The 13,629-nt window shown below is 34.4% G+C and carries 11 protein-coding genes; 5 read left to right on the forward strand and 6 right to left on the reverse strand.

Annotation, left to right across the window (positions count from 1 at the left end; genetic code table 11):
* Positions 1-22 precede the first annotated feature (22 nt).
* Positions 23-1,972, reverse strand: a complete 1,950-nt coding sequence (locus JFU23_RS12115) for an ABC transporter permease (protein ID WP_085312653.1) — start codon at positions 1,970-1,972, stop codon at positions 23-25.
* A complete protein-coding gene (locus JFU23_RS12120) occupies positions 1,959-2,729 on the reverse strand; it encodes an ABC transporter ATP-binding protein (RefSeq protein WP_000859659.1) in 771 nt (256 codons plus the stop codon). The genes JFU23_RS12115 and JFU23_RS12120 overlap by 14 nt, the downstream gene beginning before the upstream one ends.
* A 306-nt stretch (positions 2,730-3,035) precedes the next feature.
* On the opposite strand from JFU23_RS12120, the gene JFU23_RS12125 reads away from it, so the two are divergent.
* On the forward strand, positions 3,036-3,908 hold the full coding sequence (locus tag JFU23_RS12125; RefSeq protein WP_201031982.1) for an AraC family transcriptional regulator: 873 nt from the start codon (positions 3,036-3,038) through the stop codon (positions 3,906-3,908).
* A 113-nt stretch (positions 3,909-4,021) separates the two neighbouring features.
* Here the strand turns inward: JFU23_RS12125 and JFU23_RS12130 are convergent, their stop codons facing one another.
* The 4 genes from JFU23_RS12130 to JFU23_RS12145 all read right to left on the reverse strand — a co-directional run bounded on the left by JFU23_RS12130 (position 4,022) and on the right by JFU23_RS12145 (position 7,367).
* The gene (locus tag JFU23_RS12130; RefSeq protein WP_201031983.1) at positions 4,022-5,596 is read right to left on the reverse strand and encodes a putative ABC transporter permease subunit; all 1,575 of its coding nucleotides are present in this window, start codon (positions 5,594-5,596) and stop codon (positions 4,022-4,024) included.
* Positions 5,586-6,302, reverse strand: a complete 717-nt coding sequence (locus JFU23_RS12135; RefSeq protein WP_002067760.1) for an ABC transporter ATP-binding protein — start codon at positions 6,300-6,302, stop codon at positions 5,586-5,588. The genes JFU23_RS12130 and JFU23_RS12135 overlap by 11 nt, the downstream gene beginning before the upstream one ends.
* A gap of 160 nt (positions 6,303-6,462) precedes the next feature.
* Positions 6,463-7,098 (reverse strand): SdpI family protein, encoded by a 636-nt coding sequence (locus tag JFU23_RS12140; protein WP_201031984.1) that lies wholly within the window; start codon positions 7,096-7,098, stop codon positions 6,463-6,465.
* Positions 7,095-7,367 carry an autorepressor SdpR family transcription factor gene (locus JFU23_RS12145; protein ID WP_002129626.1) on the reverse strand — a complete coding sequence of 91 codons (273 nt, stop codon included), beginning with the start codon at positions 7,365-7,367 and terminating at the stop codon, positions 7,095-7,097. The genes JFU23_RS12140 and JFU23_RS12145 overlap by 4 nt, the downstream gene beginning before the upstream one ends.
* 415 nt (positions 7,368-7,782) lie before the next feature.
* Here JFU23_RS12145 and JFU23_RS12150 point away from each other — a divergent pair, with 415 nt between their 5' ends.
* The 4 genes from JFU23_RS12150 (at position 7,783) to JFU23_RS12165 (ending at position 13,612) form a co-directional block, all read left to right on the forward strand.
* A complete protein-coding gene (locus JFU23_RS12150) occupies positions 7,783-8,478 on the forward strand; it encodes a response regulator transcription factor (protein ID WP_002089212.1) in 696 nt (231 codons plus the stop codon).
* A gap of 2 nt (positions 8,479-8,480) precedes the next feature.
* Positions 8,481-9,503 (forward strand): sensor histidine kinase, encoded by a 1,023-nt coding sequence (locus JFU23_RS12155; RefSeq protein WP_201031985.1) that lies wholly within the window; start codon positions 8,481-8,483, stop codon positions 9,501-9,503.
* 94 nt (positions 9,504-9,597) lie between these two features.
* A complete protein-coding gene (locus tag JFU23_RS12160; protein WP_201031986.1) occupies positions 9,598-11,568 on the forward strand; it encodes an ABC transporter permease in 1,971 nt (656 codons plus the stop codon).
* Between the two features lie 85 nt (positions 11,569-11,653).
* On the forward strand, positions 11,654-13,612 hold the full coding sequence (locus JFU23_RS12165; protein WP_201031987.1) for an FtsX-like permease family protein: 1,959 nt from the start codon (positions 11,654-11,656) through the stop codon (positions 13,610-13,612).
* The last annotated feature ends 17 nt before the right edge of the window (positions 13,613-13,629 follow it).

The raw sequence follows: 13,629 nt of genomic DNA on the forward strand, positions 1-13,629 counted from the left end.
CTAAGATAAAACAACTCTTTCATTACTTCGCGCTCACAATCTTATAATAAGAGCGAACTGTTAAGAAGTAATATCCGATATAAATAACGCTGTATACTCCAATACTAATTAGGAGCGGGATCATAATTTCGAATGGTAGTATGTTCCCTAAACCTTTTAGTGCAAACAAACTGTGTAGAATTCCGATTACTAGTGGAATTGCAAAGATAAAGCTCACTTGTTTTGCGATAGCTTTTTTCATCTCTTGTTTCGTTACACCCACTTTATGAAGGACAACGTAACGCTCACGATCTGCACTTGCTTCTGTTAACTGTTTGAAGTAAATAATAGAACCTGTTGCTAGTAAGAATACAAGTCCTAAGAACATTCCGATGAACATCATTAGTCCAGTTGCTTCAAGTCCCATATGGAAACCAGTATAGAAGTCTCTAAATGGTGGTGCCATTTCTGATTCACCAGCCGGCATCACTTTTGTTAATTTTTCTGTTAACACTTTACTGTTTCTTTCATCTTTTACATCAATATTTTTTACAACACGTGTTCCAAATGCTTGCTTCGCTTGTTCATACATTTCATCTGGAACGACAACAACTAATTCACCTAAATTCGTAATTGCAGTATTATTTACACCTTGGATCGTCAATGTCTTCGTTTCATTTCCAATTTGGAATACCGCTTTATTCCCTTTATATTCAGGGCTAAACTCATACCCTTCCATATAAGAACTATCATATATAAATGCTTCGCCAGTAGCTACATTCACTGTTTCCGCATCGATTTTTTTCGCAAGTTTGTTGAATTCAGATTGAGATATAAACTGATATTTCTCTGAAATCGTGTAATTCATATTAAGAATGAAATCAACTTTATCTCCTTCGAACTTCCCTTTGACAGGAACCGTTTCAATTTCAAATTGATCTTTAACAGGATGATCCTGCTTCTCCTCCGCAAGAATCGCATTTACTTTCTTATCCAGTTCTACATCTTTTCTCTCATAAGAGTAACTGTATGGCATGGCTGCTTTTGATTGCGTAAATATGTTGTAATACATCGTAACTGACGTACCAACCGCTGTTAATGTTACTGCACTTAAAATAGAAATTGTCGCAAGTGACTTTGCATTTCCTTTAATACGATATAGTAACTGTGACGTCGTTATCATATTCATACCGTTATAAAACGATGATTTATTATTTCTTGCACGTTTCAATACGAATACTGTAAAGAACATAAATAGTAAATACGTACCTAATACTGTCGCAAGTAATATATAAAGTGCGACTGCCATAAAGTTTACATACATAACTGCCTTCATAAACATTAACGCTAAGAAATAACCTGAGCCGATTAAGAAAACTGAAATTAACGCCATAATTACGGATCCTTTTGGCATTGCTTCTCCTTCACGTTCTGCGCGGAAAAGTTCAATTAACTTAAAGCGATAAATTAAACGATACCCTTGAAGTGATGTATATAAAATAATCACAAAGAAAATAATTGCTGTATCAACAATTGCAGCCATCGGTACTTCAAAATGAACATTTAAATTTAACCCCATCATACTTACTAGTAATTCAAGGAATAGTTTCGAAAGGACGCTACCGAACGCAATCCCGATAATTAAAGACATTAATCCCATTAACATATTTTCATAAAAGAGCATTTTACCGATCTGTCTTTTACGAATACCAAGTAACGAATATAATCCAACTTCTTTTTTACGTTTACGTGTAAAGAATCCGTTTGAATATATAATGAACACCGCTACGAATATAATTAGCATGACACTTGAAACTTGAAATGCACCGCTAATTTTTTTAGAACCTTCCGCAGCTTTTTCCATTTGTGAATTATACTGCAACGCCTTAAATGTAAAATAGATGACGATGCTAAATATCATAGATGCAAAATATACAAAGTAGTCTTTAAAGTTCCGCTGTATGTTGCGGAGGGCAATGCTAGATAAGGTCATCAGCCATACCTCCAGAAATAGAAGACATTACGTCAACGACTTTTTGGAAGAACTGTTTACGTGTTGATTCACCACGGTGTAATTCTTTATATAACTCACCATCTTTAATGAAAATAACTCGTTTACAATAACTCGCCGCAAATGCATCATGCGTTACCATCAAAATTGTAGAATTATCATATTCATTTAACGACTTCATACTTTCTAATAAATCTGTCGCTGATTTAGAATCAAGTGCTCCAGTCGGTTCGTCCCCAAATATCATACTAGGACTTGTAACGATTGCGCGCGATGCTGCGCAGCGCTGCTTCTGTCCACCAGATACTTGATATGGGAACTGACTTAAAATATGATCAATACCGAATTTCTTTGAGATTTCAAGAACGCGGCGATCAATCTCACTCGCTTTCACCTTTGATAACGCAAGAGGTAACGCAATATTCTCTTTCACCGTTAACGTATCTAATAAGTTATAATCTTGGAAAATGAACCCTAAATGATCGCGGCGGAATAACGCCAGCTTATCATCGTTCATCTTAACGATGTCTTTTCCATCAATTAAAATTTCACCGTTCGTCGCATTATCAATTGTAGAAAGAACATTTAAAAGAGTCGTCTTACCCGAACCAGAAGGTCCCATAATTCCAACGAACTCACCTTCTTTTACTTGTAAGTTAATACCTTTTAAAGCTGCAAATTTATTCCCACCTGTGTCATATACTTTTTCAATATTTTTTGCTTCTAACACTGTTTTCATCTCGACATCCCTCATTTCTTCTATTCTATATTTTCAACTATATACACTCTCTACTCTTGCCACTATCGATGTTTCTTACACAAACATGACAGTTATGTAAGGCACATAAGTAAAGACATCAGAATTTAACCTAATGTACTAAAGTACTTTGTTACTATAACATTGGGATATCATGCCATCCATTCATTCTCCTTACAGGAACATTACAATTTTGTAAGGTTAAAAATGCCCCCTACAAAGTTGTGCATGAAATGTCGGATGGAGCTATTTCATTCTTGCTATTCTATATACAAAGGAGGTCATAGTATGGATTCACTTAAAAATATGAATGCGGCAATGCAGTATATTGAAGACAACCTTACACACGAAATTGATTTTAAAGAAGTCGCAAAAATAGCTTTCTGCTCCGAATATCATTTCAAAAGAATGTTTTCTTTTTTAGCTGGCATATCACTATCAGAATATATTCGCTGTAGACGTCTTACTCTTGCTGCCTTTGAACTAAAAGATAGCAATGCAAAAGTCATTGATGTCGCTATAAAATATGGCTACAACTCACCAGATTCATTTACACGTGCATTTCAAAATTTGCACGGAATAACGCCTTCAGAAGCTCGAAGTACTAGTCGTTCTTTGAAAGCTTATTCACCAATGACCTTCCAACTATCCATTCAAGGAGGAAATGAAATGAACTATCGAATTGAAGAAAAAGGGCCATTTCAAATCATTGGTATACAAAAACGAGTACCGATTGTTTTTAACGGTGTAAACGAAGAAATTGCTTCTATGTGGAAAAGTTTAGACAGCCAATCAATCGAAACATTAAAGTCCCTTTCAAATATTGAACCTACCGGAATTATTAGTGCTTCTACGAATTTTTCTGAAGGAAGAATGGAGGAAAAAGGCGAACTCGATCACTATATTGGAGTAGCCACAACGAAAGATTGCCCAGAGCAATTTGCGCAACTTGAAGTCGCAGCTTCAACATGGGCTATATTTGAAGCTGTCGGTCCATTTCCTGATGCATTACAAAATGTGTGGGGACGTATTTATTCCGAATGGTTCCCTTCTTCGAACTATGAACTAGCAGAAGGACCGGAAATATTGTGGAATGAACAGAAAGATGTAACTTCTCCAAACTTCAAAAGTGAAATTTGGATACCGGTTTTGAAGAAATAATGTCTAGATCCAAATTTCCCTAAAATAAAAAAGCTACTGCTCCTTTCAAAGGAGCAGTAGCTTTTTTATTTTAACTTCTTCTTTACAAACAAAATACGAATATGACATTAACTTTATTTTATACTTCTTCTCGACTCGTTCTTATACAAGAAAATAGTAATAATCGCAAGCACTATAATAACTCCAAAAGTAAATACCCTGTAGTTCGAGATAGCCTCAGTACCGATTAACAAAGCAGGTATAACAGCCATAATTAAGCCACCAAACATACCGACAAACGATCCTATGCTTTGTTTTACTATTTGAGTTTCTGATACCCAATCATAATAACCAAATCGATTGTTAATAAAAATTCCCCATACTGCCGAAAATAATGAATATGTTATCGGTGTTATTACGATGAAAAGAGAACTCCAAACATCTAGTTTTAACCCTATTATCAGTAATACGGAACTGATAAGTGATGCAGGTATACTTAATGAAAGATTCATAAGTACTTTACTGTCATAAATCATCTTTGGTGTAATAGGTAACGACTTAATAATCCATACATTTTTTCCTTCTAATGACAATGACACACATGTTGTACACGTCATCGAAATCGCTGCTGCAATAGCAAATGGCGCAACCTTTTGCAACAGGGTCTCAATTCCAGGGTACGCTATTAATTGACTTGGTCCTACTACAACTATAGCTAGCGAGAAAGCTATCGCCATCACGACTCCCATTCCACTATTTATGACATAAACTGTAGAAGAGAAGAAACGTTTCAGCTCTTTTTTATACAATGCGACCAATACACTTTCTTTTCTCATGCCATGAATCTCATAATTTGAAAGCATATGATAAGTGGTAATCTCTGTATTTATTTGCTTATATTTTAACGAAAGTATTTTTACAAAAAGATAATACCAAATAACTGATATCCCAACGAATAGGATGAAAGCTACAATATCAGCATGAACAATTGCTTTTTGAAACATGTTAGCTAGTGGATACACTTTAGTTAATTGCTCCGAAACAATTGCACCAATCCCGTTCATATCATTAAGGCTATATTGAGCATTTCCGTTTTTTAGCATAAAGAAACCGAATGTAATAATTACTATGAAACTTAAAATCGTAGTTATTTTATTCGTATTTTTAAATTTAGAAGCGATTGCCGTAATCGCAGCTCCAAAGACCGCTGCGATTGTTGTTGGAATTAAAGATGCTATAAACATACTGATGAACCACATAAAGTAAAAAGAAACTGATGGCTTCTCATGTATGCCATAAACAATTCCCATTGGTAGCATGATTATGATTGAAAAGATCGTATTCAGCAAATATAAATACAAAAATCTACTTGTAATAATAGTACTTACACGAATCGGTAATGACATTAAAAGATCGTAATCCTTAAAAGCAAAAATTTCTCCATTTGCCTTAAATATAGTGAAAAACAACGTCAATACACTGCTAATAACTAGTGCATAAACTGGGATAATTTCACTTATTCCTAGTCTCACCAACCCATATGCCGAGGCCCCACAATATAGCATTAACATGACACCAACTAAGGCAATAGATGCTGTCAGTAAAATCTTATTCTGCTTCTTTTTCTTATCTTTTTCGTATTTAAAAGTATTTAAACCAAGCTGTGTTATCAAGCGGATTTTTAAAAGATCTAGACTACTAATATTCATTAGCAAGCTCCTTCATAAAGAGCTCTTCCAATGAGCCTTCCTTTATTAAAGAATTCACTTCCCCTGAAAGTGCTAATTTCCCTCTATTAATCATCGCTATTTTATTACATAACTTCTCCGCCACATCTAAAACATGCGTAGAAAAGAAAATCGCACTTCCCTTTTCACAAAGCTCCTTCATAATACCTTTCAACACTACAGCAGCCTTTGGATCAAGACCAACGAAAGGTTCATCTAAAACTAATAATTTCGGTTTATGTAAAACCGCCGATATAATCGCTACTTTTTGTTTCATACCGTGTGAATAAGAAGAAATTAAGTCTCCTAAGTAAGGTGTAATCTCAAAGGCATCCCCATACTTCTGTATCTGTTCTTCCCGATCCTTCGCAGACACTTTAAACACGTCAGCAACAAAGTTCAAATATTGAATTCCTGTTAATTGCTCATATAAATCTGGATTATCAGGAATATACGCCATTACTCTTTTACATGCAATCGGATCCTTTTTTACTGAATGGCCATCAACAAAAATTTCGCCCTCTTCAAAATCTATAACTCCTACTAATGACTTAATCGTTGTACTTTTCCCCGCACCGTTATGTCCAATAAATCCAAAGATATCTCCTGCTTGAACAGTAATATTTAACTGATCTACTGCCTTTTTTCCACCTTTGTATGTCTTACTAAAATTTATAATTTCTAACATGTGATTTCCCCCAAACTATCTTTTAAACTGAATTTTCAGACCTTAAAGTAAAAAATTTACTCAGCGAGCTTTTTCGTTATCCCCACTGAGTATTAAAATCTCTTAACACATAGAAACTATAAATATAAAATTTGACTAGTACAATTCAATCCCTTATTGCTCACAATTGCATTTCTTTTTTATATAAAACGTAAGAATATAAATTCGTTATGAGGACAGCAACTACTATAATCCCAAGCATCATATAAGATCTCCAATCAGCTGGAGCGAAAACACTTATAATCATAATGAGTCCTAAAGCTACAAATACTTTTCCACTAAATCGATGTGTTTTCCGCCATACTTCTTCATTACTTAACGTCCAAGGATTACGCATCCCAACGAAAAAGTTAGGCTTACACTGTGGTAAATAATTACCCATCACTAAAAATAAAACACCCACTAATAATTCTGGAACTCGATTAATGAATAAATTATATCCTAATCCACTTGTAATAATATCTATATTCCCTACAAATAGTAGCAGGAGTATCCCGTTATTCATCATCATAAAAGCTTTAGAAAATTTCTCGTAATTTGCTTTCCTTGGATCAATCTTTGGTATCACATTTAGAAATATATATAACGCAATCATAATTCCAACCATAGAAATCATTCCGTACAATTTAGAAGAATAACCATCTACCTTACCGCCACTCCAATGTGTCGCAATTGTATCTGGCAAATGCGGCCAAGCAAACGCCCATGCTACACATGCTGTAACAATTAATATAATTGCAAAAAGATGTTTTTTCATTTCCCCTCTTCCCCCTTATTCGTAAATGTAAACACCCAAGTCAACAAATCTTGAAATACAGTTGTGTTTAAAGAGTACATAACGAATTGCCCTTTCTTTTCATCTTGAATAAGTTCAGCATTTTTAAGTGCATTTAAATGATGAGAAATACTTGGCTTTGTCATGTTGAACTGTTCAGCAATTTCCCCAGCTGTTAAATCGCCTTCTTTTAATAAATCTAAAATTTTTCGCCTTGTTGGGTCTGCTAATGCTTTGAATGCTTGATTCAATGTCTTTCTTCCTTTCACTAATTAGACATTTAGATATTTATCTAAATGTTAAAATGATTTCAGTCAATTGTCAATTATATATAAGGCCCTTTTTACTTTTTCCACTTTTGACCCATACTGTTTACTATATAAATCCTGTTTAATCTTTCATCATATAAATACGCCACAACTATGCTACGTATAACAAAAAAGGAAAGCCTATTCATTTGATTTCTTTGTTTTTACTTCGTACGGGGCAGAAAAAGGCTCTGACCGCTTCTATGCATGGCTAGATCCTCTCTCTCCCCTAAAAAGACAAGTTCTATGTCGTCTTTTAAATTTTTATATTTATATAGCTCCCATTTCAACATAATGAAAAGACTTGAAACACATGATACACTATAGCTACAATTGTTTTTTTAGGAGGAATATACATATGTATAAAATTTTAATCGTTGAAGACGATCCAAATATTTCAACATTACTACAATCTCACATTCAAAAATATGGCTATGATGCTGTTGTTGCGGAGAACTTCGATGATATTATGGAATCGTTTAACGCCGTGAAACCACATCTTGTTTTACTTGATGTAAACTTACCGAAATTCGATGGTTTCTACTGGTGCCGTCAAATTCGTCATGAATCTACTTGTCCAATTATTTTCATTTCAGCTCGTGCTGGTGAAATGGAACAAATTATGGCGATTGAAAGCGGTGCGGACGATTATATTACGAAGCCGTTCCACTATGACGTTGTAATGGCGAAAATCAAAGGTCAATTACGCCGTATTTACGGTGATTATGCACCAAATATTTCTGAACGTATCGTTGAAGTTGAAGGACTAAAACTATTTCCTGAGCGTCCCGAAATTCATTTTGGCGCTGAGCAAGTTCTTTTAACGAAGAAAGAGGCAATTTTAGCAGAAATGTTATTATCTAAATTCCCGCGTACAGCGAGTCGTGAAGATTTACTAGCCGCTCTTTGGGACGACGAAAGCTTCGTTGAGGAAAATACATTAAACGTAAACATCACGCGTCTTCGTAAAAAGTTCAATGAGCTTGGTATTGAAAATGCTATTGAAACAGTACGTGGACTTGGGTATCGTTTTAACGCAACTTGGAGTGAATAAACATGAAGCTATTTTTACGTGATCATTTTGCATTTTTCCTACTATATGTATTAAACTTCGGAATCATTTTCGTTCTTTATGATGCAGTAGACGGATTTCAAAATAATAAGTTTTACTTCATCGTTTTAAGCTTATACTTATTCATCTGTTTCCTCGCTTATCGTTACGTTCGTAACCGTAGAATGTACCACAGATTAAGTGAACCACCAGAGAAAATGGAAGATGCGTTTATTGAAAGAGCGACTGCTCCTATGCCCCACAGTGTAAACGAGCTCGTTCGTACGCAATATCGCCTATTCCAAAAAGACCTACAAACATTCGAAGTAAAACAGCAAGAACACCAGTTATTTATTAACCATTGGGTACATCAAATGAAAACGCCTGTTTCTGTTATGCAGCTTATGGTGCTTGAAATGGAAGATGAACATTTAATCCCGAAATTCAAAAAAGAATTAGAACGATTAAATCAAGGACTCGATATGGCTTTATATATGGCAAGGCTAAATAACTTCCATGAAGACTTCCATGTTGAGACGATTTCATTAAAAGATGCTGTAACAAAAAATATTAACGGATTAAAAGAACTATTCATTCGAAACGGAGTCTTCCCCGTTTTAGAAGTTCATTCAGATTTAAAAGTTGCTTCTGATGCGAAATGGCTAAAGTTCATTATCTATCAGTTAATGACAAATGCAGTTCGCTACTCTGGTGAGCGCGGAAAGAAAGTTTTCTTATCAGCTTATCGCAATGGTAAAGATATTATTTTGGAAGTTCGTGACGAAGGCGTTGGTATTCCGCAAGAAGATATTCGAAGAGTATTTGAACCTTTTTACACTGGAAAAAACGGTCGTGCATTCGGAGAATCTACTGGTATGGGGCTTTATATTGTAAGTAAAATTTGTGATTATTTAGGTCACTCTGTGAAACTAGACTCTGAAGTTGGTAAAGGAACGACGATTAAAATCATCTTCCACAACGCTGCAAATAATCAAGCAGAAAATACAGAGAAGGTGACCGAAGTATGACCATAACATATGCCAGCAAAATGTATGAGAATTTACTCTCATACATTTTTTGCAATAAGACTACATATCGGCCTGCTAACGGGAGGCATATATTATGACATTTTGGCAGTTTGCATTTAAAAATGTAACGCGTAACTCAAGAGCTTATTTTGCCTATTTTTTAAGCAGTTCCTTTTCCATTGCTGTTTTCTTTTCGTTTGCTGTTTATTTATTTCATCCGAAATTACAAAATTCCAGTATGATCTCTGAAGTTTCAGGATTAATGATTTTTTCAGAAGTTGTAATTGTATTCTTTTCTTTCTTCTTTTTACTATATTCCATCGGTACTTTTTTTAAAGTTCGAAAAAAACAATTCGGAGTTTTGATCGTTTTAGGAATATCGAGAAAACAATTACATCGTCTCGTTTTTATGGAAAACATGTTAATTGGGATTTTATCTATCTTTTTTGGCATACAGTTTGGGTTTGTCTTTTCGCAATTTTTCTTATTAGTAACAGCGAAAATTACGCACGTCCCAGGAATTTATTTATACGGGCCTACAAATGCTTTCATTTTAACGACAATTGTTTTTCTTAGCCTTTTTATCATTGTATCTGCTTTTACACCAATGCTCATTCGAACAAAAAAAACTGTGCATCTTTTAAAAGCAAATGGTGGGAAACAAAAAGAACGAAAGCCATCCATACTCATTTCTCTATTTGGCGCTTTATGTTTATTAGGTGGCTACGCGTTAGCTAGTAAACCAGTATACTTCGTATCATTAAGCCCGCAAATAGGGATGATTTACATGTTCTCTAGTATTTTTGTTATTCCGGCACTCGTTTCAATTGGAACGTATTTCTTCTTTTCACAAATTAGTTTCTTACTCATTCATATTTTGAAAAAGAGACGAAAATTTTATATGAAACGTATTAATATGCTTTGGATTTCAGACTTAGCTAGCCGTATTCGATCAAATATTAATATGCTTTTCATTGTAGCAATGCTATCTACAATTGCTTTTACGATGATTACATTTCTATATGGATTCGGGAAATTTATGAAACTTGATGTTGCACGAAATTCACCATTTGCATTTTCTTATTTCTCATATGAGGCGAATCCATTTACTTCCCCGCACTTAAATTGGCTAGAAAAACAATTACGAGACGGGAATTTTTCTTATGAAAAAATCAAAGTAAATTTATATACTACACCTGTAAAATCTAGAAATGGTACGGAAACTTATAATGACACGTATGCCATAAAACAAAGTGACTATAATAAACTCGCTACGTCATTACAATTGAAAAAACTATTTATAAATGATAATGAAACATATGTATTGTCTGGTGCGGCATATGTCCCGTTGTTTAGTGCATTTGATCAAAATTACAACAGCACACATATTACACTCGCTAATAACAATTATAAATTACAAGTAAAAGGGTTTGAGGCAGATAATGCACTTCCGACTAATTTTGCGTACGAAACGTTAGTATTAGCTGATTCTGTCATTAATAATTCATCAAATTATACAAAGCGTGTAACAGCCTATAACTACAACGTGGAGAACTGGGAGAATACGTATGCTATTGCTGATGAGTTTGTAAAACGAGTGAATAAAGACCGTACGAGTTTTGAACATGAAGAAATGCTCGTCCGTGTTTTCGAAACGAGTAATGCCCTATACAAAATCAAATCCGGAAGTGCTTCCTACTTCCTTATTGGTACATTCCTTGGGATCATTTTCTTTATTGGAGCTGGTAGTGTACTGTACTTCCGTATGTATACAGATTTAACAAACGAGCAAGAAAAATATGTAACGATTACGAAGATTGGCTTAACAGAATCAGAAATGAAGCGTTCAGCGACCATTCAACTTGGAATCTTATTTTTCGTTCCATACATTATGGCTTCTATTCATACGATGTTTGCGACAAAGATGTTGCAAGATATTATTAACTTATCATTGTTCGCTGAAATTACGGTTGTACTTGTGATTTTTGGAACAGTTGAGATTATCTTTTTCCTATTAATTCGTTCACTTTATATGCAAAAATTATCGCAACATATTAAGTTTTAAATAAGCAAAAGGTGAGCTTTATGAAAAGAGTATGCGGACCCCCTCATACTCCTTTCACATTAACTCTATTAGGAGGTTTAGGCGCATGACATTTTGGCAGTTTGCATTTAAAAACGTGACGCGGAACGCCAGAGCTTATTTCGCCTATTTTGTAAGTAGTGCGTTTTCCATTGCAATTTTCTTCTCGTTTGCAGTTTATTTATTTCATCCTAAATTGCATATGACAGGCGTGAATGCTGCTCTGAACATATTAATGACAATCTCAGAAGTTGTCATTGTATTCTTTTCATTTTTCTTTTTACTATATTCAATCGGTACTTTCTTAAAAGTACGAAAAAAACAGTTCGGGATTTTAACAGTACTTGGCATATCTCCAAAGCAATTAAAGAGGCTCGTATTTCTAGAAAACATGCTAATTGGTGGCCTATCCATATTTTTCGGCATTCAATTTGGCCTTGTCTTTTCACAGTTCTTTTTATTAGTTACCGCCAAAATTACGCATGTACCTGGTTTATATTTATATTGGTGGCCTACAGCTGCTATCGTTTTAACTATAATTATCTTTCTTGGACTCTTCATTCTCGTATCATCTTTTACACCGATGCTAATCCGTACGAGAAAAGCTGTACGTCTTTTAAAAGAAGGAACAAAACAAAAAGAAAGAAAAGCATCTGTACTCATCTCTCTCTTTGGTGCGATATGTTTAATATCTGGATATGTTTTAGCAGCAAACCCACTATATTTTATGTCATTAGGAGATATCGCTGGGCTTTTGTACGCTGCCTCCTGTATATTTGTCATCCCATCACTTGCTGCAGCTGGGACATATTTTTTCTTCTCACAAATTAGCTTCTTACTCATTCGCATATTAAAGACGAGAAGAAAATTTTATATGAAACGTATTAATATGCTTTGGGTTTCTGATTTAGCAACTCGGATTCGGACAAATATTAACATGCTCTTTATCGTGACGATGTTATCAACGCTCGCTTTCACAATGATTACATTCTTATATGGGTTTGGGAAATTCACAAAGTTTGATGAAATAAAGCAAAACCCTTTCCCGTTTACTTATTTATCACATACTGAAAATACGTTAGCTGATGAACATTTAAATTGGTTAGAACAAAAATTTAACGAAGAGCAGTTTGCTTATAAGAAATTTAAAACGGATATATATGAAGTGTCTTCGGCAGAAGATAACGCGCAGCTCTATTATGCAATTAAACAAAGTGAATATAATATACTTGCTAAAGCATTAAATTGGGAAACGCTCACCGTAAGTAATAATGAGTCTTATATCCTTATTAAAGACATAGATGATCAATTCATTGGAACAGTTTTTGATCAAGAAAAGAGAAATACTCTGACACTTACTCAAAACTCTTTACAGCTACAAGTGAAAGAATATAAAAGTTATAACCCTTTCCCGAATAGCTTAATATCACAACTTCTCGTATTATCTGATGAAAATGTAGAAGCCTTATCAACCGCTTCAAAACAGATGAGTGTATATAGCTTCAAAGTTCCAGATTGGGAAAAGGCACATAATATCGGTTCAGCATTTATAACAAAAATTGATAATGACAATGCAGCTATTCAGGCAGAACATCCACCGTTTCATGCAAGTGAAGCAAGCGATTCTCTATACAAAACAAAATTAAATGTTGCTTCGTTTTTCTTAATTGGTACTTTCCTAGGTGTTATTTTCTTTATCGGAGCTGGCAGTGTTCTTTACTTCCGTATGTATACAGATTTAACAAATGAGCAAGAAAAGTATATAACGATTACAAAAATCGGTTTAACAGAAGTCGAAATGAAGCAATCCGCTACAATTCAACTTGCGATTCTTTTCTTTGTTCCTTACATTATGGCATCGATCCATACGATGTTTGCGACAAAGATGTTACAAGAAATATTACATCTATCATTATTCGCTGAGATTACAGTTGTACTTGTAATCTTTGGAACGGTTGAAATTATCTTTTTCCTTTTAATTCGTTCCTTTTATATGCAAAAATTATCACAACATATTAAGTTTTAAAAATAGAAAGGTGATTA

The sequence above is a fragment of the Bacillus sp. TH50 genome (assembly GCF_016650565.1).
Classification (GTDB): domain Bacteria; phylum Bacillota; class Bacilli; order Bacillales; family Bacillaceae_G; genus Bacillus_A; species Bacillus_A mycoides.

Excerpts from the sequence above, each read along its gene's own strand:
- JFU23_RS12115 (WP_085312653.1), bottom strand. The coding sequence starts at position 1,972 with ATGACCTTATCTAGCATTGCCCTCCGCAACATACAGCGGAACTTTAAA.
- JFU23_RS12120 (WP_000859659.1), bottom strand. The coding sequence starts at position 2,729 with ATGAAAACAGTGTTAGAAGCAAAAAATATTGAAAAAGTATATGACACA.
- JFU23_RS12125 (WP_201031982.1), top strand. The coding sequence starts at position 3,036 with ATGGATTCACTTAAAAATATGAATGCGGCAATGCAGTATATTGAAGAC.
- JFU23_RS12130 (WP_201031983.1), bottom strand. The coding sequence starts at position 5,596 with ATGAATATTAGTAGTCTAGATCTTTTAAAAATCCGCTTGATAACACAG.
- JFU23_RS12135 (WP_002067760.1), bottom strand. The coding sequence starts at position 6,302 with ATGTTAGAAATTATAAATTTTAGTAAGACATACAAAGGTGGAAAAAAG.
- JFU23_RS12140 (WP_201031984.1), bottom strand. The coding sequence starts at position 7,098 with ATGAAAAAACATCTTTTTGCAATTATATTAATTGTTACAGCATGTGTA.
- JFU23_RS12150 (WP_002089212.1), top strand. The coding sequence starts at position 7,783 with ATGTATAAAATTTTAATCGTTGAAGACGATCCAAATATTTCAACATTA.
- JFU23_RS12155 (WP_201031985.1), top strand. The coding sequence starts at position 8,481 with ATGAAGCTATTTTTACGTGATCATTTTGCATTTTTCCTACTATATGTA.
- JFU23_RS12160 (WP_201031986.1), top strand. The coding sequence starts at position 9,598 with ATGACATTTTGGCAGTTTGCATTTAAAAATGTAACGCGTAACTCAAGA.
- JFU23_RS12165 (WP_201031987.1), top strand. The coding sequence starts at position 11,654 with ATGACATTTTGGCAGTTTGCATTTAAAAACGTGACGCGGAACGCCAGA.